Here is a 21,467-nt window from a genome sequence, read left to right as displayed (position 1 = left end):
TGCTTTGTCCTCAAAGTCTCTTCCACGAGGCGGGGGATGGGGTCACCGAGGAACTACCTTCAACTCGCCGGCGATCCACATTTCTCCCACCGTCGTGGACATGCAGGTCGACAAGACTTGGTAGGACGGTGACACCAACATGAGGTCCTTCACGCACACGGCGCGGACGCTGTCCGGCGTCTCTGCCCACAAGGCACGGACGTGACGTTCAGCCTTGGCCTCACCGTCGAGACACTGCTGCTTGAACGAGTCGTCGTCGACGAGGTCGGCGGTAGTGTTGCAGTAGCCCTCAGAGTCAATCTGCGGGAGCGGCTCATCCGCCCGTGCGGCGATCATCGCTAGCGCGCTCCCGACCAAGGCATAGGCGAAAGCGCCGCGCATTAGTCGTCCCCAGTTGGAACTACTAGCGCTCTCTCGACTAGCCGACGGATGGCTTCAGAACGAGTTGGAAGGTCCGGCTGAACGCGGCGCCAGTCGTCGATAGCGGTAGCTAAGGGCTCGGTCAGGCGTAGCTGGACAGCAATCGGATAGTCGCGCCCCGCAGGTCGGCCCGCCTTTTTCGAATTTACCGGAATTGACATCAGCATATTTCTACTTTACCAGAACTGCGGGCCGAACGGAAGGGCTCAATCTTCCATCCGGCCCTAACCCTGCAACGCCTCTGGAACCGTCACATGGCTATCCACCACCCTACACCGCCCCTCGGCGGCGGTGAACGCCCGCGCTTGCCTTCAGCACAGGTAGGTCCGGTCACTCAGGCTATCCGTGCCATGCGGGAGGCTGATCCGGTCGAGGCCGATCCCGAATTGTGCGCCCTTCGCGCCACCGCCGAGCACATGATCGCCGACTGCCGCGCGGCGCGGTTCCGAGCCGTGCAGAGTTTGCGCCGGGCCAATGCGGTTCTGCGCACGGCCAGCGTCACTCTCGCGGGAGGCAGGGCATGAGCGAGCGCAATCCCGCCCTGATGCCCATCCTGGCCATGGAAGCAAACATCCGCACCGTCGAGCGCATCGGCCGGTTGCTGATGTACCTCGGTGAACGTGACGGCGAGATCGAGACCGATGCGCTCAACGCCCTGAGCGGCCCGCTACTCGATATCGGTCACGATCTGCGCTGCCAGTTCGCCGACGCGTGCGCGGCTGCGCGGGAGGAGCAGGCATGACCGGCCACCCTTGCAATTTCGCCCACGCTATTGGCTATGCCGCGCCGGTCGCTGAGCCGGCCACCGCGCAGACGGGTGCCGCCGATGCCGAACTGTTGAGGCTCGGCGAGAAGCTTGAGCGGCTGTGGTCGGCAGAAACCGATCTGTCCCTACACTCCCGCAGAAATTCGAGTGATGCGGCTGATGATGCGATCGATGCCGCAGTCAACGGGACCAGCGCATCCGTCGACAAATATGCGCATCATGGTCGGTGTCATGGACGACCTGAGGCTGATCAAGGTGCCCACGCCATAGGCGGATCTGAGCATCCACGCCCGCCGAAGCAGCTTGAGGGGCACACTAGGCGGCGGGCGTGGAAGATCGACCAAAGCCGATGAATTCAGAATGATGCATTCGATTGGAGGGTTCGATCACGTTTTCGTGCGCCTTCTCACGACGCCGCCTGCGCATTCGGACCGACGAGAACGTACAGGATGCATCCACGCCCGCCCTTGTCGCTGGGGGGCGAACGGTGGGCGAGCGTGGAAGGCCAGCGGGGTTTAAGCCGCCGGCCGGCTCATCACTAATTCGTGAGCTTTAGCGACTGGTTTACGTGCCTCACGAACGTCGCTCGCGCTCCGGTGCGGGCCGCTGCTGTTACCCCAAACGTTACCCCGATCGGTTCGGCCGGGTACCCTGAAACCTGCTAAGTGTTGGTGCGGACGGCGGGACTCGAACCCGCACGGCCTTGCGGCCGCAAGATTTTAAGTCTCGTGCGTCTACCGGTTCCGCCACGTCCGCGCCCGCTTCTGGGTAGCGGGGGCCGCGAGCGCGATCAAGCCGGGGGCGTCCAACCGTAGAGCCAGGCGTAGCGGTCGCGCATGCCGTCAGGCCCGAGGCGGCCCATCACCGCGTTGCGCACGAGGCCCACGAGGCCGCCGGCATGATAGGTCCTGCCGTTGCTTCGGGCTGCCCTCTGGACGCGCCGGACCCGGGCCGTCCGGCTCTTCGAGAAGGCCGCCAGGGCCGCTGGCACGTCCGCGTGCGCCGCCAGCGCCTGCGTCAGCACGGCGGCATCCTCGATGGCCAGGGCGGCCCCCTGAGCGAGGAACGGCAGGACCGGATGAGCCGCATCGCCGACCAGCGCGACCCGGCCGCGGGCCATAGGGCGCGCCGTCGCCCGGTCGGCGAGTGACCAGACCAGCCAGGAATCGGGCAGGCTGAGCAAGTCCCGCAGCGGCCCTGCGCAGCCGCGGAAATGGGCCCGCAGCACGGCCGGCTCCCCGAGCCGGCCCCAACCCTCGTCGCCCACGGCCTCGGGGATCACGGCCACGACGTTGAGGAACTGACCGTCGCGAACCGGATAATGCACGACGTGCCGGCCGCGTCCGAGCCAGAGACCGGTCGAGCCACCCCGCAACGGCTCGGGCACCGCCTCCATGGGGACCAGGGCGCGCCACGCCGCCGCATGCGCCGGTCGCAGCTTTGCCGCGTCTTGCAACGGGCGCAGGCGGGAGCGGATACCATCGGCCCCGATCGCGAGATCGAAACCCAGTTCCTGCAGACCGCTGGCACTCTCCATGAAGAGGCGGGCTTCGGAAGCTGTCTCGGTTACGTTCGCGACGGTGCGGCCCATCATGAGACGGATCGCGGGACGGCTCCGCAGCGCGTCGAGGAGGAGCGTCTGCAGGTCGGCGCGATGGATGACATAATAGGGGGCGCCGAACCGGCTGTGAGCCTGTGCGCCCAGGGTGACGCCGCCGATGCGGCGCCCGCTACCGAGGGCGCGCACCTCCACGCCCGGCGGCTCGCTCGCCGCCCGGCGCAGGGCGGCCGAGAGGCCGAGCGCGGCGAGCACCCGGCTCGCGTTGGGCGAGATCTGGATCCCGGCTCCGACCTCGCTGAAGCCGGTCCGGCGCTCGATGACCGTCACGGAATGGCCGGCATCCGACAACGCAAGAGCCGCCGTCAGCCCGCCGATCCCGGCTCCGACGATCCCGATCCGCAGAGATGGAAGGTCGGAGGACACCGCCGGCCGCGCCTTACTCCGCGGCGAGCTTGGCGTCGTGCCACACGCAGGCCTGCGGCTCCGCCTCGTCGGCCTTCAGGCCCGCACGGTAGCGGTAGAGCGTCGAGCAGTACTGGCAGATGAGTTCGCTGTCGGCGCCCATGTCGAGGAACACGTGGGGGTGGTCGAACGGCGGCAGCGCGCCGATGCACATGAACTCCTTCACCCCCACGGTGATCACCGGCACGCCGGGCTCGTTGTGGAAGTGCGGTACCGCCTTGCCTGCCATCCGGCCCTCACCTGCCCCGCGATCCGCCGCGCGGCGAATCTGCCCGCGCGCTCCCGGGCGCCTCGCGGCTGCTTATGCCGCCAGCCCCGCGGCCGGCGCAAGCCTCGCCCGAACGGCGCCGGACGCCGCTTGGCCTGCCGCGCCCCAGATCGTACATAGGGCGGACGCCCCATTGATGACGCCGCGAAAAGTCTCGACGATGCAGCAGGAACAGGCCACCGCGCAGGGCACGCGCCGCGCCCCGGAGCCGCCGATCCACGGGCCGGAGGGCTTCGAAGGCATGCGGCGGGCGGGACGGCTGACCGCCGAGGCCCTCGACCTTCTGATGGCGGCGACGCAGCCCGGCGTCACCACCGAGGCGCTGGATCAGCTCGCCTACGAGTTCGCCATGGATCACGGGGCCTATCCGGCATCGCTGCTCTACCGCGGTTACCCCAAATCGATCTGCACCTCGATCAACCACGTCGTCTGCCACGGCATCCCGAACGACAAGCCGCTGCGCGAGGGCGACATCGTCAACCTCGACATCTGCCTGATCCTCGACGGCTGGCACGGTGACTCGAGTCGCATGGCCTATGTCGGGGAGGTTCCCCGGAAGGCGCAGCGCCTGTGCGAGATCACCTACGAGGCGCTGATGCGCGGCGTTGCGGCCGTGAAGCCGGGCGGCTCGACCAACGATATCGGCCGGGCAATCCAATCCTACGCCGAGAGCGAGCGCTGCTCGGTGGTGCGCGATTTCTGCGGCCACGGGCTCGGCCGGACCTATCACGACGCGCCCACCATCCTGCACTACGTCGAGGCGAGCTACGACGTGCCGTTCAAGCCCGGCCAGTTCTTCACCGTCGAGCCGATGATCAATCTCGGCCGGCCTGCCGTGAAGGTGCTGGGCGACGGCTGGACCGCGGTGACCCGGGACCGCTCGCTCTCCGCTCAGTTCGAGCACACCGTGGGCGTCACCGAGACCGGCGTCGAGATCTTCACAGTCTCGCCCAAGGGTCTGCACCAGCCCGTCAACCCTGCCGCCGACCGGCCGTGACTTCCGGGGCGGATGACGGTGGCGCGGGGCTGTTCGCGGACAGCGCCGTCCCGTCCTCCGTCGAGAAGGAGCCGCCGCACTACCACGGCCACCGGGACCGGTTGCGCGACAAGTTCGCAGCCGCGGGCGGCGACGCGCTGCCCGATTACGAGTTGCTTGAGCTGGTCCTGTTCCGCGCCATTCCGCGACGCGACGTGAAACCCCTCGCCAAGGCCCTGGTCGCGCGGTTCGGCAGCTTCGCCGAGGTCGTGGGTGCCGAGCCGGCGCGCCTGGTGGAGGTCGATGGCGTGAGCGCCGGTGTCGTTTCGGATCTCAAGGTGATCGAGGCGGCCGCCCGGCGCGCCGCCAGGGGCGCGATCCGTGAGCGCGCACTCCTGGATTCGTGGACCGCACTGCACGAGTACCTGCGCGCCACCATGGCGTTCGCGCCCCGCGAAGAGTTCCGCATCCTGTTCCTCGACAAGCGCAACCACCTCATCGCCGACGAGGTGCAGGGGCGCGGCACCGTCGATCACACGCCGGTCTATCCCCGCGAGGTCGCCCGGCGGGCGCTGGAGCTCTCGGCGACCGCGATCATCCTGGCCCACAATCACCCGTCGGGCGATCCGAGCCCCTCCGCGGCCGACGTGGCGATGACCCGCGAGATCGTGACGGTGCTGGCGCCGCTGAAGATCGTCGTACACGACCACGTGGTCCTCGGCCGAAACGGTCATGCCAGCCTGAAAGGTTTGAAGCTGATCTGATCCTCCGGCCGCCTTGAGCGTTATCGCGCGTGGCGATAGCCATGAACACGTGGCGCGCCTCTTGCCTCAAGAGCGGGAGCGTACGGGAGGAGCGAAATGGCGGTGACGGCCTTCGACGAGATGAACGGGATCGGTGACGCCGATCCGGCCGCCGTCCGCGACGCCTACGGCCAGCTCAAAGCCTGGCTGGAGACCACGCCGCCCGAGCACTTCAACACCCGCCGCAGTCAAGCCGAACTGCTGTTCCGCCGGATCGGAATCACCTTCGCGGTCTACGGCGACAACGAGTCGACCGAGCGGCTGATCCCGTTCGACATCATTCCCCGGGTGATCACCAAGCCCGAATGGGGATTCCTGGAGCGTGGGCTGAAGCAGCGGGTCACCGCCATCAACCTGTTCCTGAAAGACATCTACGGCGCGCAGGAATGCATCAAGGCCGGCATCATCCCGGCCGACCTCGTCTACCGGAATGCGCATTACCGCATGGAGATGCGCAGCTTCCGCGTGCCGCACGACCTCTACGTCCACATCGCCGGTATCGACATCGTCCGGACCGGCGAGAACGATTTCTTCGTGCTGGAGGACAATGCCCGCATTCCGTCCGGCGTCTCCTACATGCTGGAGAACCGAGAGGTGATGCTGCGGCTGTTCCCGGACCTGTTCTCCAAGCACCGGGTTGCGCCGGTGGAGAATTACCCGGATGCGCTCCTCGCCACCCTCCGCAGCCTCGCACCGGGCTCGGCTACGCGCGACCCGACGGTCGTGCTGCTCACCCCCGGGCGCTACAATTCCGCGTTCTACGAGCACTCCTTCCTGGCCGACAAGCTCGGCGTCGAGCTGGTGGAGGCCTCCGACCTCTTCACCAAGGACGACGTGGTCTACATGCGCACCACCGAGGGACCGCGCAGGGTCGACGTGATCTATCGCCGTCTTGACGACGATTTCCTGGATCCGCTGGTCTTCCGTCCGGATTCGGTCCTCGGTGTACCGGGCCTGATGAATGCCTACGAGCGCGGATCGGTGACGCTGGCCAACGCGGTCGGAACCGGCATCTCGGACGACAAGGCCGTCTACAGCTACATGCCGGAGATCGTGAAGTTCTTCACCGGCGAGGAGCCGATCCTGCACAACGTGCCAACCTACCGCTGCCGCGAGAAGGACGCCTTCGCGTACGTGATGGACAATCTGTCGGACTTGGTGGTCAAGGAGGTCAACGGCTCGGGCGGCTACGGGATGCTGGTCGGGCCCCACGCCAGCAAGCGTGAACTGGATGACTTCGCCCGGAAACTGAAACACGCGCCGGACGGCTTCATCGCCCAGCCGACCCTGTCGCTCTCCACCTGCCCGACCTTCGTGGCGTCCGGCGTCGCACCTCGCCACGTCGACCTGCGGCCGTTCGTGCTCAACGGTGCCGACCAGATCCGCATCGTGCCCGGCGGTTTGACTAGGGTGGCGCTGAAGGAGGGCTCTCTGGTAGTCAATTCGAGCCAGGGCGGTGGTACGAAGGACACCTGGGTGCTCGACGCCTGAGATCCACGCGATCCCCGGTTGCTCCGCGGCGCGGACCCTAATGTCCGCACGACTTGGCTGAAGACAGATGCTCTCCAGGACTGCCGACAATCTCTTCTGGCTCTCCCGCTACGTCGAGCGCGCAGACTTCGTCGCCCGCATCCTCGACGCGGCGCACCGCTTCGCGTCGCTGCCGTCCAATTACGGCGGCGGCGAGAGCAACGAGTGGGACTCGGCGCTCGCCTCGGCTGGGGACCCGGACGCGTTCAAGACCCACTACAGCGCGGTGAATGCCGACACGGTCTGCGACTTCCTCGCGTTCAGTCCGCACAACCCGTCCTCGATCCGGTCCTGCATCGAATCGGCCCGTGAGAACGCCCGATCGGTACGCACGGCGCTCACCACCGAGATGTGGGACGCGATCAACGGAGCATGGCTCGAACTGCGCAACTACGCCGGCAAGGATCTCAACCGCGACGAGTTCGGCCGCTTCCTCGACTGGGTGAAGACCGTCTCGCTGACCTTCGACGGTTCGGCGTTCCGGACGATGCTGCGCAACGACGCCTTCTGGTTCACCCGCCTCGGCACGGCGATCGAGCGGGCCGACAACACCGCCCGCATCCTCGACGTGAAGTACCAGATCCTGCTCCCCCATGACGAGACGGTCGGCGGCAGCCTCGACTACTTCCAGTGGACCACGATCCTGCGCGAAGTCTCGGCGTTCAACGCCTATCACTGGGTGTATCGCGAGAGCATCAAGCCGCTGCTGGTGGCCGACCTGCTGATACTCAACAAGCAGATGCCGCGCTCCTTCTCGAACTGCTATGGCGTGATCGTCGAGTACCTCGACCTGATCGCCGATGCTTACGGCCGCCGCGGCCCGAGCCAGCGGCTGGCCGGCAACATGCTGGCGAAGCTGGAGAGCGAGGACATCGATCGAGTCTTCGCCTCGGGGTTGCACGAGTTCGTGGAGGCGTTCATCGCCGAGAACAACAGGGTGGGCGAGGCGATCGCCAAGCAGTATCTGGTCGGCTGAACGGAACGGATAGGGCGGCGCATGCGCATCCGCGTGGTTCACGAGACCATCTACACCTACGAGCAACCGGCCCGCGGGCTCGTGCAGGTCCTGCGGCTCACGCCGCGGGACCATGACGGGCAGTACGTCAGGAACTGGCGGATCGACACCACGGTCGACGGGCGGCTCACCGCCCGCGAGGACGGTTTCGGCAACGTGGTCCACTGGTTCACGCCGGACGAACCGTCCGACGCCCTGACCATCCGGGTCACCGGCGAGGTCGACACCGACGATACCCACGGCGTCGTGCGCGGGACCGTGGAGCGCCTGCCCGACGAATTCTACCTCCGTGACACGGACCTTTGCGCGGCGAGCCCCGAACTGCACGCCTTCGCCGAACGCGTCGCGGCGGCGGGGGATGCCGCTGCCCTGGCTCTCCTTCACCGGTTGATGGGCGCCGTGCAGGGTGCGGTGGTCCACGAGCCCGGCCCCGCCGCCAACGCCGTCCCGGCCGACAAGGCCTTCGCGGCCGGGCGCGGGGTCTGTCAGGACCTGGCCCACGTCTTCATCGCCGCCGCCCGCCATATCGGCATCCCGGCCCGCTACGTGGCGGGCTACCGCGCCCGCGACGACGGACAGGCCGACGTCGAGGCACCGCACGGCTGGGTCGAGGCGCTGGTGCCCAATCTCGGCTGGGTGGCGTTCGACCCGAGCTTCGACGTGAGCCCGTCGGACAACTACATCCGCGTCGCGACCGGTCTGGACTATCTCGGCGCCGCGCCGATCCGCGGCAGCCGCACCGGCGGCGGCACCGAGACACTGGACGTGAAGCTTCGCGTCGAGCAAGGCAGGGCGGCCACCCAATCCTGATCCCGCCGACAGCTTCCCGCCGGCCACACGAGAGACCGAAGACGATGACCTACTGCGTCGGTGTCCTGGTCGAGGAAGGACTCGTGATGGTCGCCGACACCCGCACGAATGCGGGCCTCGACGATATCTCGACGTACCGGAAGCTCCATCACTTCAACGTGCCGGGCGAGCGGGTGATGATGCTGGCTTCCGCCGGCAACCTGTCGATCACCCAGTCGGTCCTGAGCCTGCTCCAGGAGGGCGTGCCGGGCGAGGACGATGAGCCGCCCCAGAAGCTCGTCGAGGCACCGACCATGTTCCAGGCGGCGCAGCTCATCGGCCGCGCCATCCGGCGTGTCCGGGCGATCGAGAAGGACGGGTTCGAGGCGGCCAACATCCGGTTCTCCATCTCGCTGCTGTTCGGCGGCCAGATCGGCAACGGCGAGATGCGGCTCTACCTGATCTACTCGGCGGGTAATTTCATCGAGTGCAGCACCGACGCGCCGTTTCTCCAGATCGGCGAGCACAAGTACGGCAAGCCGATCCTCGACCGCGCGGTCAAATACACGACGGATCTGTACGACGCCCTGAAGGTCAGCTTGGTCTCGATGGACTCGACCATGCGCTCGAATCTGGGCGTCGGCCTGCCGATCGACATCGCGCTCGCCCGCCGGAGCGCGTTGTCTCTCGAGGTGAACCACCGGATCGAAGCCGGAGAGGGCTATTTCCACGACCTGCGTGAGCGCTGGTCGGCGGCGCTCCGAGCGGCCCACCGCGCGATCCCGAGGCCGCCCTACGGGCCGACGAGCAGCTAGCGGATTGCGGCGGACGAGCCGACACGGCGCGTTGCCGCGCCCCGACCTCCGGATCGCGGGAGGCCGTCGGCTCGTCACGGAGCCTGACCGCGCGACCGCGACGGATCCCGACCCCGGGACACCCGGTGCCCCCCGGAGCCGCCTGCGTTACGCCCGCGGCTCGGGCGAGGGCCCGGCCGCCTCCCAGGCTGTGAGCATCCGGTATGCGGCGTCGGCCGGATCGCCGGCCCGCATGAGGCCGCCCATGATCGCCACGCCGGCTGCGCCGGCGGCCCGGCATTCCGTGATCCGAGTCAGGTCGATTCCGCCGAGCGCGACCACGGGGAGCCCCGGTGCGGTCGCGAGACCTTCGGGTCCCAGAGCCGGTCCGTAGCCCGGCTTGCTGGCGGTCGCGTAGATCGGGCTGAGGGTCACATAGTCGGCGCCGGCTTCCGCGGCGGCCGAGACCTCATGCGGCGTGTGGGCCGACACGCCGATCAGCGCGCCCTCCCCCAATGTCGCCCGCGCCGTCAGGATCGCTTCGGAACCGGAGCCGCCTCCGAGATGGACGCCGCCACCGAGGGTCTGTGCCAGCGCGGCGTCGCCACCCACGGTCAGGACGCCACCGAAGGCCCGGACGCGCGCGGCCACGGCTTCGCCGAGGCCTCGGCGGGCCAGCGGATCGAGGTCGCGGTCCCGGAACCAGATCCAGCGACCGCCGCCTTCCAGGATCGCCTGGACGGTCTCGGCGAGCGGCCGCTCATGTCCATGTCGGTCCGTTACCGCCAGCAGCGGCGACGGCAGCGTCCTCACGAGCCGACGAGGCCGAGCTGCGGGCTGGACGGTTCGGCCCGGCCGCGGCGGGGAATCCGCCCGGCCAAGTGCGCGTCGCGGCCGGCCTCGACCGCCCGGCGCATGGCGCGCGCCATGCGGATTGGATCGTCGGCCTTGGCGACCGCGGTGTTGATCAGGCAGGCGGAGGCGCCGAGCTCCATGGCGATCACGGCGTCCGAGGCTGTGCCGATCCCGGCATCGACGATCACCGGCACCGTCGCGCGGCGGCAGATCAATTCGAGATTGGCCGGGTTCGCCACGCCCATCCCCGAGCCGATCAGCGAGCCCATGGGCATCACGGCGGCACAGCCGAGATCCTCCAGGCGCTGGCAGATGATCGGATCGTCGTTGCAGTAGGGCAGCACCACGAAGCCCTCATCCACGAGGTGGCGGCAGGCCTCCATCAGCTCGGTGACGTCCGGGTAGAGCGTCTCCCGGTCGCCGATCACCTCAACCTTGATCCAATTGGTATCGAGGGCCTCCCGCGCCAGTTCCGCGGTCATGATCGCGTCGCGGGCGGTCTCGCAGCCGGCAGTGTTCGGCAGGAAGCGCTTGCCCTTCAGGATCTTCACCGTGTCGGAGCCGTGGCCATGCAGCGAGACTCGGCGGATCGAGGCGGTCACCACGTCGGCGCCGCTCGCCTGGACGGCGTCGCGCATGATCGCCTGCGTCGGGTAGCCGGCGGTGCCGATGAACAGCCGGGACGACAGGCTCACCCCGGCGATGATCAGACTGTCCTCCCCGCTCTCGGGATGCAGCGGCGTGACGGTGTGGTCCATGTTCAACCTCCCTGCATGGCGCGGACGATCTCGACGCGGTCCCCGTCCGCGACCGGGGTCTCGCCCCAATCCCGGCGGCGCAGCACCCGGCCGTTCAGCGCGATGGCGACGCCCTGCGGACTCTCGATGCCGCTCTCCTCCGCCTCCGCGCGGAACAGCGCGTCCACGGTCTCGGCGGCGCACTCGCGCGGTTCACCGTTGACGAAGAGCTTCATGCCGAGGCCCTCCGGGGCTCCGGTCGGTCGAACCGCGCCAGGGTGAAGGGCTGGGCGACCTTCGGCAGCGCGCCGCCCGTCACGAGGTCGGCGACCGCGTCGGCGGTGACGGGGGCAAGAAGGAAGCCGTTTCGATGATGGCCCGTGGCGGCGACCAGACCGGGGGCGAGCACGTCCAGGATCGGCGCGTCGTCGTCCGAGGTGGGACGGTAGCCGCTCCAAACGGCTGCCACCTCCATCTCCTCGATGCCCGGAAGCACCCGGCGCGCGCCCTCCAGCAATGCGTAGAGGCCTCCCGCGGTGACGCCCGGCCGGAAGCCGCAATCCTCCACGGTGGCGCCGACGATGAGCTGGCCGTCGCTCTTCGGAGCCATGTGGACCTGCTCGGTCCAGATCATCCGCCCGAGGGTGCCGGTGTGTGCGGTCGTCTTCAAAGCGAGCGACTGGCCCTTCAGGGGCCGGACCGGCAGGGCGAGGTTCTCGGGCAGCAGGCCGCCCTCCCCGCTCCAGGCGCCGGAAGCCAGGATGACGGTGTCGGCCGCGACGCTGCCGTCTCCGACCCTCACCCCGGTGACGCGGCCCCCCGACCAGTCCAGGCTGGTGACCGGAGTCCGTTCCGCCAGGACGACCCCGGCCCGACGGCAGGCCTCGGTGAGGGCGTCCATGACCAGTCGGGGATCGACCTGATGGTCCAGCGGGCAATGGATTCCGGCGGTGACCGCGGGGCGCAGTCCCGGTTCCAGCCGCCGGATTTCGCCGCCGGGCAGCCAGGTGGCGTCGAGGCCCGATCGACGCTGCAGGTCGTAGCGGAAGCGCAGACGCTCGACTTCATCGCGGCCGACCGCCAGCACCAATGTCCCGTCGGGTCTATAGTCGATGGCCCGGCCGGTTTCGGCCTCGAGGGCGTCGCGGAAGGCAGGCCACCGGCGGAGCGACTCCAGGGCGAGCGGCAGCAGCGGATCGGAGCCGGGCTCGTGCTCGGCGGCCGGGGCGAGCATGCCGGTGGCTGCGAGGCTCGCGCCCGCCCCGATCGTCTCACGCTCCAGCACGGTCACGGCGCGGCCCGCCCGGGCGAGGCGCCACGCGATCGACAGGCCGATCAGGCCACCGCCCACGACGGCGACGTCGGTCCGCGCCGGAAGGCGCGCCGGCACGGCGGTGCCGTCCGGACTGCGCCGGCGGCCGATCGGTGAAGCGGGGCGGTCGAGGGGCACGGGCATCTCCGCGTATTGCCGTCGCGGAGAGCGGGCCGTGCGCTTCTGTGAGAAGCTGCGGCCTGCCCTCCCGGGCGGCCACGGTCCAATCCCTACGCCGGTATGAGCCGGATCAGGTTCGAAGGATTTCCGCGCCGCAGGTCCTGACGGACGTGCCAGCGGTTTCTCAGCCCCTTGCCGGGGATCTCCCTGGAACGGAGACAGATTTGGTCGTCCGCGGTGTCCGGGTCAACCCCGCCGCCCGCCGGCCCTTCGCCCGGGATGGACATTCACCGATCGCAGTCACCGCTCGGATACCAAGCCGACCGGAATCCGGCCGGCCGTCGCCGCGTCGGGCGCACCCGCCACCAACCCTTCAGGGATCCTCCTCCACGATGAATCCGATTGTTCGGATCGAGGCGGGAAGCGTGCGCACATTCGTGGTCGTCTGCACGATCGGTTTCCTGTCCGTCACCGCCTTTCAGAAGCTGCGCGAGCGGCTACGTCCGGACCCGACGGTGGCGGTCGCCGCCGCGCCTCCGGCGGACGGGATGGTGGCGGGCGTGGCGCTCCAGGCCGGCCGCAACGGCCATTTCTTCGTGAACGCCCTGATGGATGGCCGCGCGCTGCCGATGATGGTGGATACCGGCGCGAGCTCCTGTGCGTTCTCGGAAGAGGATGCCGATCGCATCGGCATTCGGGTCGCGCCCGGCGATTTCAGCCGCGTCTGGAACACCGCCAACGGCACGGTCCGCGTGGCGCCGATCCGGATCGGCCTGATGCAGATCGGGTCCATCACCGTCCGCGACGTGGAGGCGGTGGTGATCCCCCGGGGCCGTCTCGGCACGAGCCTGCTCGGCATGTCGTTCCTGAGACGCCTGCGCGATTTCAGCGTCAGCGGCGCGACGATGACGCTGCGGGGCTGACGGCGCTCAGCTCGGCTTGCGCGGCCGCAGGAATTTCGGCCTGAACACCGCCATGGGCTCGTCGAAGCCGTCGAGCCGGTGCTCACCCAGAGCGACCGGATCGCCCCAGAGGAAGTCTACGAACGGCTTCGACATCAGCAGCGGCTCGCCGAGGATTCGGTTGAGCTGCGCGAGGCGGCTCGCGAGGTTCACGTCGCGGCCGATCACCGTGAAGTCGAGCCGAGAGCCCGACCCGACATTGCCGTAGGCCGCCTCGCCGTGATGCAGGGCGATGCCGGCGGCCACCGGCACCGGGAATTGGTGCAGGGCGTTGGCCTCGTCGAGGGCCGCCAGGGCGTGCTGGGCCGCCGTCAGCGCCCCCTTGGCGGCGCCACCCAGATCGTCGCCGGACTCGCGGAAGATCGCCAGCAGGCCGTCGCCGAGATACTTGAGCACCTCGCCGCCCTCCCGCTCGATCGGCGGCACCAGGCAATCGAAGAACACGTTGAGCAGGCCCACCACCTCCTCCGGTGTCATGTCGGCGGAGGTGCGGGTGTAGTCGCGCATGTCGGCGAACAGGATCGCCGAGCGGATCCGCGTGACCTGTCCCCGGCGAATGTCCCCCGCCAGGATCGCCCGATGCGGCTCGTCGCCGACGTAGAGCCGCAGGACGTGGTCGAGCTGCTTGTTCAGGACGCGCATCTCCGCCACCGCGGCGAGGGCCGGCATGACGAAGCGCAGAATGGCGATGTCGTCGTCGCCGAAACCCTCCGGCGCGCGGGTGGCGAACGTGATGCCGTTCTTGGTGCCGTTGGTGAAGAACAGCGGCGCCACGACGTAGTGGGTGTAGCCGCCGGCCTTCAGGTCCGGAACGATCGCGTAGGCATCGTCCGGCGTCTCTGCGAGGTCGAGGATCAGCCACTCCCCGGTCTCGTGGACCGTGTGGAACGGGCTGTTGAGATAGGCATCCGTCGAGCGGGCGCCGTGCGGGAACAGCCGCACGGAGGTGCCGCCGTCCCGGGTCCAGATCCGGCCGACCCCGGCATATTCCGAGTGCAGCGTGTCGATGGCCGTGGAGGCCCGGTCGATCGGCACGCCGACGGCGATCAGCCGCTCGGCGAGGCCGGCGAGCATCTCCTCGGCGTTGGGCATCCGGGCGCCCTCGCCGAGGAGCCAGTCACGGATGCCCACGGAGGGCTGCAGCGAGCCGAAAGGCACATCATCGGCCTCCGAGCCGTCCGCGAAGGCCGTCGGCGCTCCAGTCGATGGCGGGCGGCGTTCGAGCATGGCGCCAGAGTGGATGCCGCGCGGCGCCGTGGCAACGCGGTTGACGGAGAAGCGTCGCGGCCGAGGCCGCGACGGGGGCTCAATTGTCCAGGAAGCTCCGGAGCTTCCGGCTGCGCGACGGGTGTTTCAGCTTGCGCAGGGCCTTCGCCTCGATCTGACGGATACGCTCGCGGGTCACCGAGAACTGCTGACCGACCTCCTCGAGGGTGTGGTCGGTGTTCATGCCGATGCCGAAGCGCATGCGGAGCACGCGCTCCTCGCGGGGTGTTAGCGAGGCGAGTACCCGCGTCGTCGTCTCACGTAGGTTCGACTGGATCGCCGCGTCGATCGGCAGGACGACGTTCTTGTCCTCGATGAAGTCGCCGAGGTGGCTGTCCTCCTCGTCGCCGATGGGCGTCTCGAGGGAGATCGGCTCCTTGGCGATCTTCAGGACCTTTCGGACCTTCTCCAGCGGCATGGCCAGTTTCTCGGCCAGCTCCTCCGGGGTCGGCTCCCGGCCGATCTCGTGCAGCATCTGGCGCGAGGTGCGGACGATCTTGTTGATCGTCTCGATCATGTGGACCGGGATGCGGATGGTGCGGGCCTGATCGGCGATCGAGCGGGTGATCGCCTGGCGGATCCACCATGTCGCGTAGGTCGAGAACTTGTAGCCACGCCGATACTCGAACTTGTCGACTGCCTTCATCAAGCCGATGTTGCCTTCCTGGATCAGGTCCAGGAACTGAAGGCCGCGGTTCGTGTACTTCTTGGCGATGGAGATCACGAGGCGCAGGTTGGCCTCGATCATCTCCTTCTTGGCCTGGCGGGCCTCGCGCTCGCCCTTCTGGACCATGTTGACGATGCGGCGGTACTCGCCGATCTCCAGGCCCGTCTCGGACGCGAGATCGAGGATCTGCGCGCGCAACTCGGTGACCTGCCGCGAGCCCTTCTCGACGAGGTTCTTCCAGCCCTTGCCGCCCAGCGTGCCGACGCGCTCCATCCAGTTCGGATCGAGCTCGTAGCCCTGGTAGTGGCGCAGGAACTCGTCGCGGGCCACGCCGTGGCTCTCGGCGTAGCGCATCAGCCGGCCCTCGTGGCCGATCAGCTGCTTGTTGATCGAGTAGAGCTGACCGACCAGCGCCTCGATGCGGTTGTTGTTCAGCGACAGCGACTTCACGTCGGCGACGACGGTGTCCTTCAGCTCGATCTGCTTCTGGTCCTGCGCCGCCGTGTTCTTCTCGCCCGCGGCCTTGCGCTCGGTGCCCTCGGTCTGGGACTTGCGCAGCTTGCGATAGTTCGCGGCGATCGCGTCGAAGGTCTCGAGGACCCGCGGCTTGATCTCGGCTTCCATCGCGGCGAGCGAGACGTTGTTCTCGAGATCGTCCTCGTCGTCGCCCCCCTCCGGCGGAGCCGGCGACTCGCCGTCCTCGGACCCGTCCTCGCCCTCGCCGTCGGCGATCTGCGGCGCGTTCTTGCCGTCGGGGCCCGCGTAGGTCGCCTCAAGATCGATGATGTCGCGCAGGAGGACCTTGCCCTCGACGAGCTCGTCCCGCCAGATGATGATCGCCTGGAAGGTCAGAGGGCTCTCGCAGAGCCCGGCGATCATCGCCTCGCGGCCGGCCTCGATGCGCTTGGCGATGGCGATCTCGCCCTCGCGGGACAGGAGCTCCACCGAGCCCATCTCGCGCAGGTACATGCGCACCGGATCGTCGGTGCGGTCGGTCGGCTCCTTGGTGGTGGCGGCGACCGTCACGGCGCGCGCGGGCGCGACCTCGGCGACCTCGCCGCCCTCAGCCTCCTCTTCCTCCCCCTCGGCGGCCTTCTCGCCGGCAGCCTCGTCGGTCTCCTCGGCCTCGACGACGTTGATGCCCATTTCGGAAAGCTGCGATAGCACGTCCTCGAGCTGGTCCGGATCGGACTGGCCCTCGGGCAGAACCTCGTTGACCTCCTCGTAGGTCACGTAGCCGCGCTTCTTGGCGAGCTTCACCATCCGCTTGACCGAAGCATCCGTCAGGTCGAGGAGCGGCCCGTCGGTCTGCTGCTCGGGGGCAGCGTCCGTCTCGTCCCGTTCCGTTGCCTTCGTCGCCATGATCAGCCTATTGTTTCGCACGCGGCGCGCTGCGGAGGCCGTGAAGAGGCCGGTCCACGCCGTCGGCGCCGCTGTATGAGATCGGTGTCGGATCGCTCCGGGCACCGTGAGTCGTCGGTTTCCGTATGCAAGCCTGAGGCTTGACCGATTGTTAACTATGGCAGGGCTTTCCCCTCCGCCACCGCCATGGCACAGCCATCACGCGGCCGTCGAGTCGCTCGACACCGGCACGTCGGCCTCAGCCTCGGCGGCGATGACGGTTTCCAGCCTCGCCTTCACTTCGCAGAGCCAGGCCCAACCGGAATCGGTCGGATCGTTCTCAAATGCCTGCCGTGCTTCGCGAAGTTCGCTATGTAGCGCTCCTGCCTGCTGGTGCAAGATCATCGCTTGTCTGAGCGCGTCTGCACGCAGAGCGGGATCAGCGTGCGGCGCCAGCGTCGTACGGTCCCGCGACCGGGCAAGCGCGAGGATTCTGTCGGCTGCGGCAGCGAGACCGGTGCGGCTGATGCGGTTCTGCAACACCTCCAGTGAAGCGTGCTCGTCCTCCGCGGCGCAGGACAACAACACCGACACGAGCGCCCGCGCATCGGGATCCTCGAAGTCGAGGTCGGCGATCTCCTCGCCGAATTCCGCGAACATCTCGGGATGCGCCAGCAAGGTGCCGACGATCACGGCTTCTCGTACCGGCGCGGCGCCCGTGAAGCCTGCCGACGCGGTCACCGACGGGCTCGGGCTGCCGGTGATGCGCGGCGAGACCACCTCCCCCGGCCGGACGAAGCGCGGCCGGCCGCGCGGTCCCGGCGCGGCGGTGCGCGTGCCCCGGGGCGAAAGGCCGCGAAGGCGCTCCTCGATCTCGTCGCGGTAGTAGCGCCGCACGGTCTCGTCGCGGATCGTGGCGACGGTGGTGCGCAGTGTCTGAGTCAGGCCGGCGCGCCGCTCCGGCGTATCGACCGGCCCGGCCTCGACGGCACGCCGCCAGAGCAGCTCGGAGAGGGGCAGAGCCGCCGCCAGGACCTGGTCGATCGCCCCGGGGCCCCCGGAGCGCAGCAGGTCGTCGGGATCCTGGCCGCCGGGCAGGAGCGCGATCCGGAGAGACCGGCCCGGTTCGAGGAGCGGCAGCGCGATGTCGAGGGCGCGAAAGGCAGCTCTCTGGCCGGCCTTGTCGCCATCGAAGCACAGGATCGGCTCGTCGGCGTGGCGCCAGAGAAGGGCGAGTTGGTCCTCGGTCAGCGCCGTGCCGAGTGGCGCCACCGTCTCGGGATGCCCGGCGAGCGTCATGGCGATGACGTCGACGTAACCCTCGACCGCGATGATCGAGCTTCGCTCGTGCGCCGCCTTGCGGGCGCCGTGAAGGTTGTAGAGCGTGCGGCCCTTGTGGAAGAGCGGGGTCTCGGGCGAGTTCAGGTACTTGGCCCGAACTTCCTTGGCGAGCGCCCGGCCACCGAAGGCCACCACCCGGCCCCGGGTATCGGTGATCGGGAACATCACCCGATCACGGAAATAATCGTACGGGACCGACACGCCCTCCCCGGCGGCGAGAAGGCCCAACTCGACCATCAGCGCCTTCTCGACGCCCTTGCCGGCCAGATAATCGCGCAGGGCGTAGCGCTCGTTCGGCGCGTAGCCGAGGCGGAACCGCTGCTGAACGTCCCGGCCGAGGGCGCGGCGTTCGAGGTAGGCGCGCGCCTCGCTGCCCTGCCCGGATTGCAGCCGCTCCTCGAACCATCGGGCCGCCATCTCCATCACCTCGATGGCCCCGGCGCGCTTGGTCTCGGATTCCCGATGGTCCTCGGTCTGAGCGGGCAGGCTGACGCCGGCCTCCCCCGCCAGTCGCTCGACCGCCTCGGGGAAGCTCAGCCCTTCCGTCTCCATCAGGAAGGTGAAGATGTCGCCGTGCTTGGAGGAGGAGAAGCAGTGATAGAACTGCTTCTGGTCGTTCACGTAGAAGGATGGCGTCTTCTCGGCGTTGAACGGGGACAGGCCCCGCCACTCGCGTCCGGCCTTCTTCAGCTGCACGCGCCGTCCGACCACCGATGAGGCCGGCAGGCGGGCGCGGATCTCTTCCAGGATGTGGGGCGGGTAGCGCACGGGGCCTGGGTGGGTTGCCTGAACCCGCTTCTATAGCGCGTCGAAGCCGGCGGAGTCCCCCGCCGGCCGGGAAGCCGGCAGAGGATTACGGGGAGAGGCCTGTCAGAAGCGGATCAGGCCTTGGCGGCGAGCGCCGCCTTCACCAGCCCGCTCGCCTTGCCGAAGTCCATCCGGCCCGCGAAGGCACCCTTCAGGGCACTGATCACCTTGCCCATGTCCTTCGGCCCGGCGGCGCCGGTCTCAAGGATCGCCGCCTCGACGGCTGCCTTCGTCTCGCTCTCGTCCATCTGCTTGGGCAGGAAGCCCTCGATGATGGCGATCTCGGCGCGCTCGGTTGCGGCAAGCTCCGGGCGTCCGCCCTGCTCGTAGACGGTGGCCGATTCGTTGCGCTGCTTGATCATCTTCTGGAGCAGCGACAGGATTTCCTCGTCGGATGTCGGCTCCTTGCCGAGGCCCCTTGCCTCGATGTCCTTGTCCTTGAGGGCGGCCTGGATCATCCGCACGGTGGTGAGCTTGTCCTTGTCGCCGGCCTTCATGGCCTCCTTCATCTCGGTTGTTAAGCGCGCGCGGAGCATCTTTATGGGCCTTCCAACGGTCGAAACAGGGGGCTGGCCTGCGATTTGCGGGTGTTGAGCCCTGCGGTTTGAGGAGCCACATTGACCCCATCGCGGGCCGCTCGCTAAGAGCGCCACACACGATCATGCCGCAAGCCGAGAGCGTCGCAACCCGACGCCCGCCTTCGGCCGGACATAAGCGAGACTCACCCGATGCTGCAAGACGCCGCGCATGCCCCCGAGGCTCGGGCTCCGGAACCCTGGGCCGAGCCGGTCGCGACGGCCCTGCTGGTTCTGGCCGACGGTACCATCCTGGAGGGATTCGGCATCGGTCAGACCGGGATCGCCGATGGCGAGGTCTGCTTCAACACGGCGATGACCGGTTATCAGGAGATCCTGACCGACCCGTCCTATGCCGGGCAGATCGTCACCTTCACATTCCCGCATATCGGCAACGTCGGCACCAACGACGAGGATCTGGAAAGCCTGGAGGCGGCACCGGCCTCGGGCGTGCGCGGCACCGTCATCGCCTCGGCGGTGACGAAGCCGTCGAGCTGGCGCTCGTCATCGCATCTCGACGGCTGGCTCAAGGCCCGCGGCATCGTCGGCATCACCGGCGTCGACACCCGGGCGCTCACCGCCCGCATCCGCGACCACGGCATGCCGAACGCGGTGATCGCCAACGACCCGGCGGGCAAGTTCGACCGCGAGGCACTGAAGGCCCGCGCCGCCGCGCTGGCGCCCATGGAGGGTCTCGATCTCGTGCCGCCGGTGACGAGCCGCGCACCGTCGGAATGGTCGGAGACCGTTTGGGCGCTGGGCAACGGCTACGGCAAGCGCGCTCCGGGCGAGGGCCTCAAGGTCGTGGCCATCGATTACGGGGTGAAGCGCAACATTCTGCGCCTCCTCGCCCAGGCCGGTTGCGACGTGACCGTGGTGCCCGCCACCACGACGGCGGAGGACATCCTGGCGCTGGAGCCGGACGGCGTGTTCCTGTCGAACGGCCCGGGCGACCCGGCGGCCACCGGCACCTATGCGGTCCCGGTGATCCGCAAGCTGCTGGACGAGAAGGTGCCGACCTTCGGTATCTGTCTCGGTCACCAGCTCATGGGCCTCGCGCTGGGCGGCCGGACCGTGAAGATGGGCCAGGGTCATCACGGCGCAAACCACCCGGTGAAGGACAAGACCACCGGCAAGGTCGAGATCGTGTCGATGAACCACGGTTTCGCGGTGGACCCGACCAGCCTTCCGGCCTCGGCCGTCGAGACCCATGTCTCCCTGTTCGACGGCTCCAATTGCGGCCTGACGCTGACCGATCGTCCGGCCTTCTCGGTGCAGCACCACCCGGAGGCCTCGCCGGGCCCGCGCGACAGCCACTACCTCTTCGAGCGCTTCGTGACGTTGATGCGCTCAGGCGAGCCGGAGACCCCGAAGGACGCCTGACGCGGCTTCTCCTCCTCCGTGTCGACCGGCCTCGTCTTCCCGGTTCGGAGTTCGGCGCTCCGGGCCGCGCCGCGTTTCCGTGGTCGCCGCGGCCTGGGGCGCGTCTTGCTGGACGCGGGAGGGCTCGGCGCCGCCAGGAAGACGAGTGCGGAACGGGACCCGCCGTGCGACCCCAATCGGGCCGCCGCGGGGTCATAAAATCCGCCAGATCCGGTGTCTTAACGGCGCCTACGACAGCCTGTGAACGGCGGCGCAACCGCGCCAGCCAGCGCCGGCCCGTCGCAGGGGATTGCCGTATGACCATCGACGAGGCGCGCGATGACTTCTCCCGCCTGCACCGCACCTTCACGCTTCATCTCGGCGTCGCGGTGGGTCTGTCCTGGCTGACCGCCCTCTATGCCGCCGTCTACGCGCCCTGGGTGCGCAATATCCGCGCCCTGATCGATCCGGCCGCCGGCCTCGACCGCGTCGAGAGCACGGTGTCGTATCTGTTCGCTCTGCCAGCCGTCCTGGCCCTGGCCTGGGTCTCCCTGTATTTCGGGCGCGAGGTTTTGCGCCGGGCGCAGACGCTCTCGAACGTCGCCGTCGAGTTCGCGGCGGCCGCCGTGGTGGCCTTCGGGGTGTTCTACCTCTCGATCGATCGGGCCGTTGCCGCCCTCTACGCCGGCTTCTGACACCGCGCGGTGCGGCGGGCCATGCCGCCGGGCCCGACCGCTT

Annotated in this window: 22 protein-coding genes, 1 tRNA gene and 1 riboswitch; of the genes, 11 read left to right on the top strand and 12 right to left on the bottom strand. The window is 68.6% G+C overall.

The features are described from left to right. Positions 1-42: 42 nt before the first annotated feature. Positions 43-336: a hypothetical protein gene (locus MFF58_RS20855; protein ID WP_238290840.1), complete on the bottom strand. Its 294-nt coding sequence runs from the start codon at positions 334-336 to the stop codon at positions 43-45. A 604-nt stretch (positions 337-940) separates the two neighbouring features. Here MFF58_RS20855 and MFF58_RS20850 point away from each other — a divergent pair. Continuing rightward, on the top strand, positions 941-1,162 hold the full coding sequence (locus MFF58_RS20850; protein WP_238290839.1) for a hypothetical protein: 222 nt from the start codon (positions 941-943) through the stop codon (positions 1,160-1,162). After that, complete coding sequence (locus MFF58_RS20845; protein WP_238290838.1) at positions 1,159-1,539, top strand: hypothetical protein; 381 nt, start codon at positions 1,159-1,161, stop codon at positions 1,537-1,539. Before MFF58_RS20850 ends, MFF58_RS20845 begins: the two co-directional genes overlap by 4 nt. A 316-nt stretch (positions 1,540-1,855) precedes the next feature. Here MFF58_RS20845 and MFF58_RS20840 read toward each other — a convergent pair. The 3 genes from MFF58_RS20840 to MFF58_RS20830 all read right to left on the bottom strand — a co-directional run bounded on the left by MFF58_RS20840 (position 1,856) and on the right by MFF58_RS20830 (position 3,438). Next, positions 1,856-1,942, bottom strand: a tRNA-Leu gene (locus tag MFF58_RS20840). A gap of 34 nt (positions 1,943-1,976) precedes the next feature. Then, positions 1,977-3,170, bottom strand: coding sequence for an FAD-dependent monooxygenase (locus MFF58_RS20835; RefSeq protein WP_238290837.1), 1,194 nt, complete (start codon positions 3,168-3,170; stop codon positions 1,977-1,979). A 13-nt stretch (positions 3,171-3,183) separates the two neighbouring features. After that, on the bottom strand, positions 3,184-3,438 hold the full coding sequence (locus MFF58_RS20830; RefSeq protein ID WP_238290835.1) for a zinc-finger domain-containing protein: 255 nt from the start codon (positions 3,436-3,438) through the stop codon (positions 3,184-3,186). Positions 3,439-3,637: 199 nt separating this feature from the next. On the opposite strand from MFF58_RS20830, the gene map reads away from it, so the two are divergent. The 6 genes from map to MFF58_RS20800 all read left to right on the top strand — a co-directional run bounded on the left by map (position 3,638) and on the right by MFF58_RS20800 (position 9,405). Beyond that, complete coding sequence (gene map / locus MFF58_RS20825) at positions 3,638-4,474, top strand: type I methionyl aminopeptidase (protein ID WP_238290856.1); 837 nt, start codon at positions 3,638-3,640, stop codon at positions 4,472-4,474. Between the two features lie 29 nt (positions 4,475-4,503). Further along, on the top strand, positions 4,504-5,217 hold the full coding sequence (gene radC, locus MFF58_RS20820; protein ID WP_373323368.1) for a RadC family protein: 714 nt from the start codon (positions 4,504-4,506) through the stop codon (positions 5,215-5,217). A 96-nt stretch (positions 5,218-5,313) separates the two neighbouring features. Next, positions 5,314-6,747, top strand: a complete 1,434-nt coding sequence (locus MFF58_RS20815; RefSeq protein ID WP_238290831.1) for a circularly permuted type 2 ATP-grasp protein — start codon at positions 5,314-5,316, stop codon at positions 6,745-6,747. A 67-nt stretch (positions 6,748-6,814) separates the two neighbouring features. Then, complete coding sequence (locus tag MFF58_RS20810; RefSeq protein ID WP_238290830.1) at positions 6,815-7,762, top strand: alpha-E domain-containing protein; 948 nt, start codon at positions 6,815-6,817, stop codon at positions 7,760-7,762. A 21-nt stretch (positions 7,763-7,783) separates the two neighbouring features. Further along, positions 7,784-8,611 (top strand): transglutaminase family protein, encoded by an 828-nt coding sequence (locus MFF58_RS20805; RefSeq protein WP_238290829.1) that lies wholly within the window; start codon positions 7,784-7,786, stop codon positions 8,609-8,611. 44 nt (positions 8,612-8,655) lie between these two features. Next, positions 8,656-9,405, top strand: a complete 750-nt coding sequence (locus MFF58_RS20800; protein WP_238290828.1) for a proteasome-type protease — start codon at positions 8,656-8,658, stop codon at positions 9,403-9,405. A gap of 147 nt (positions 9,406-9,552) precedes the next feature. On the opposite strand, the gene MFF58_RS20795 is transcribed toward MFF58_RS20800, so the two are convergent. The 4 genes from MFF58_RS20795 to thiO are packed head-to-tail and all read right to left on the bottom strand — an operon-like array spanning position 9,553 to position 12,432. Continuing rightward, a complete protein-coding gene (locus tag MFF58_RS20795; RefSeq protein WP_238290827.1) occupies positions 9,553-10,197 on the bottom strand; it encodes a thiamine phosphate synthase in 645 nt (214 codons plus the stop codon). Next, positions 10,194-10,997, bottom strand: a complete 804-nt coding sequence (locus MFF58_RS20790; protein ID WP_238290826.1) for a thiazole synthase — start codon at positions 10,995-10,997, stop codon at positions 10,194-10,196. The genes MFF58_RS20795 and MFF58_RS20790 overlap by 4 nt, the downstream gene beginning before the upstream one ends. 2 nt (positions 10,998-10,999) lie before the next feature. Beyond that, positions 11,000-11,212 (bottom strand): sulfur carrier protein ThiS, encoded by a 213-nt coding sequence (gene thiS, locus MFF58_RS20785; protein WP_238290825.1) that lies wholly within the window; start codon positions 11,210-11,212, stop codon positions 11,000-11,002. Further along, positions 11,209-12,432: a glycine oxidase ThiO gene (thiO, locus tag MFF58_RS20780; RefSeq protein ID WP_238290823.1), complete on the bottom strand. Its 1,224-nt coding sequence runs from the start codon at positions 12,430-12,432 to the stop codon at positions 11,209-11,211. The genes thiS and thiO overlap by 4 nt, the downstream gene beginning before the upstream one ends. A gap of 65 nt (positions 12,433-12,497) precedes the next feature. After that, positions 12,498-12,626: riboswitch (TPP riboswitch) on the bottom strand. Positions 12,627-12,800: 174 nt separating this feature from the next. On the opposite strand from thiO, the gene MFF58_RS20775 reads away from it, so the two are divergent. After that, positions 12,801-13,331 carry a TIGR02281 family clan AA aspartic protease gene (locus tag MFF58_RS20775; protein WP_238290821.1) on the top strand — a complete coding sequence of 177 codons (531 nt, stop codon included), beginning with the start codon at positions 12,801-12,803 and terminating at the stop codon, positions 13,329-13,331. A gap of 6 nt (positions 13,332-13,337) precedes the next feature. Here the strand turns inward: MFF58_RS20775 and MFF58_RS20770 are convergent, their stop codons facing one another. The 4 genes from MFF58_RS20770 to MFF58_RS20755 form a co-directional block, all read right to left on the bottom strand. Continuing rightward, entirely contained in the window at positions 13,338-14,597 is a 1,260-nt protein-coding gene (locus MFF58_RS20770) for an adenylate/guanylate cyclase domain-containing protein (protein WP_238290819.1), read from the bottom strand. 79 nt (positions 14,598-14,676) lie between these two features. Next, entirely contained in the window at positions 14,677-16,665 is a 1,989-nt protein-coding gene (rpoD, locus tag MFF58_RS20765) for an RNA polymerase sigma factor RpoD (RefSeq protein WP_238290817.1), read from the bottom strand. Positions 16,666-16,863: 198 nt separating this feature from the next. Beyond that, positions 16,864-18,753: a DNA primase gene (dnaG, locus tag MFF58_RS20760; RefSeq protein WP_238290815.1), complete on the bottom strand. Its 1,890-nt coding sequence runs from the start codon at positions 18,751-18,753 to the stop codon at positions 16,864-16,866. Between the two features lie 113 nt (positions 18,754-18,866). Further along, complete coding sequence (locus MFF58_RS20755) at positions 18,867-19,328, bottom strand: GatB/YqeY domain-containing protein (protein ID WP_238290813.1); 462 nt, start codon at positions 19,326-19,328, stop codon at positions 18,867-18,869. A gap of 192 nt (positions 19,329-19,520) precedes the next feature. Between MFF58_RS20755 and carA the strand changes: the two genes are divergently transcribed. Both carA and MFF58_RS20745 read left to right on the top strand, forming a co-directional pair. Further along, positions 19,521-20,750, top strand: coding sequence for a glutamine-hydrolyzing carbamoyl-phosphate synthase small subunit (gene carA, locus MFF58_RS20750; protein WP_238290811.1), 1,230 nt, complete (start codon positions 19,521-19,523; stop codon positions 20,748-20,750). Between the two features lie 296 nt (positions 20,751-21,046). Next, positions 21,047-21,424, top strand: a complete 378-nt coding sequence (locus tag MFF58_RS20745) for a hypothetical protein (RefSeq protein ID WP_238290810.1) — start codon at positions 21,047-21,049, stop codon at positions 21,422-21,424. The last annotated feature ends 43 nt before the right edge of the window (positions 21,425-21,467 follow it).

Origin of the sequence: Methylobacterium longum, assembly GCF_022179385.1 — a bacterium.
Taxonomy (GTDB): domain Bacteria; phylum Pseudomonadota; class Alphaproteobacteria; order Rhizobiales; family Beijerinckiaceae; genus Methylobacterium; species Methylobacterium longum.
Note: the sequence above shows the minus strand (reverse complement) of the source record. Positions and strands in the feature narration are given on the sequence as shown.

Excerpts from the sequence above, each read along its gene's own strand:
- MFF58_RS20790 (WP_238290826.1), bottom strand. The coding sequence starts at position 10,997 with ATGGACCACACCGTCACGCCGCTGCATCCCGAGAGCGGGGAGGACAGT.
- thiO (WP_238290823.1), bottom strand. The coding sequence starts at position 12,432 with ATGCCCGTGCCCCTCGACCGCCCCGCTTCACCGATCGGCCGCCGGCGC.
- map (WP_238290856.1), top strand. The coding sequence starts at position 3,638 with ATGCAGCAGGAACAGGCCACCGCGCAGGGCACGCGCCGCGCCCCGGAG.
- MFF58_RS20850 (WP_238290839.1), top strand. The coding sequence starts at position 941 with ATGAGCGAGCGCAATCCCGCCCTGATGCCCATCCTGGCCATGGAAGCA.
- MFF58_RS20745 (WP_238290810.1), top strand. The coding sequence starts at position 21,047 with ATGACCATCGACGAGGCGCGCGATGACTTCTCCCGCCTGCACCGCACC.
- MFF58_RS20755 (WP_238290813.1), bottom strand. The coding sequence starts at position 19,328 with ATGCTCCGCGCGCGCTTAACAACCGAGATGAAGGAGGCCATGAAGGCC.
- MFF58_RS20770 (WP_238290819.1), bottom strand. The coding sequence starts at position 14,597 with ATGCTCGAACGCCGCCCGCCATCGACTGGAGCGCCGACGGCCTTCGCG.
- rpoD (WP_238290817.1), bottom strand. The coding sequence starts at position 16,665 with ATGGCGACGAAGGCAACGGAACGGGACGAGACGGACGCTGCCCCCGAG.
- MFF58_RS20845 (WP_238290838.1), top strand. The coding sequence starts at position 1,159 with ATGACCGGCCACCCTTGCAATTTCGCCCACGCTATTGGCTATGCCGCG.
- MFF58_RS20830 (WP_238290835.1), bottom strand. The coding sequence starts at position 3,438 with ATGGCAGGCAAGGCGGTACCGCACTTCCACAACGAGCCCGGCGTGCCG.
- MFF58_RS20810 (WP_238290830.1), top strand. The coding sequence starts at position 6,815 with ATGCTCTCCAGGACTGCCGACAATCTCTTCTGGCTCTCCCGCTACGTC.
- MFF58_RS20775 (WP_238290821.1), top strand. The coding sequence starts at position 12,801 with ATGAATCCGATTGTTCGGATCGAGGCGGGAAGCGTGCGCACATTCGTG.
- carA (WP_238290811.1), top strand. The coding sequence starts at position 19,521 with ATGCTGCAAGACGCCGCGCATGCCCCCGAGGCTCGGGCTCCGGAACCC.
- MFF58_RS20855 (WP_238290840.1), bottom strand. The coding sequence starts at position 336 with ATGATCGCCGCACGGGCGGATGAGCCGCTCCCGCAGATTGACTCTGAG.
- thiS (WP_238290825.1), bottom strand. The coding sequence starts at position 11,212 with ATGAAGCTCTTCGTCAACGGTGAACCGCGCGAGTGCGCCGCCGAGACC.
- MFF58_RS20800 (WP_238290828.1), top strand. The coding sequence starts at position 8,656 with ATGACCTACTGCGTCGGTGTCCTGGTCGAGGAAGGACTCGTGATGGTC.
- MFF58_RS20805 (WP_238290829.1), top strand. The coding sequence starts at position 7,784 with ATGCGCATCCGCGTGGTTCACGAGACCATCTACACCTACGAGCAACCG.
- MFF58_RS20815 (WP_238290831.1), top strand. The coding sequence starts at position 5,314 with ATGGCGGTGACGGCCTTCGACGAGATGAACGGGATCGGTGACGCCGAT.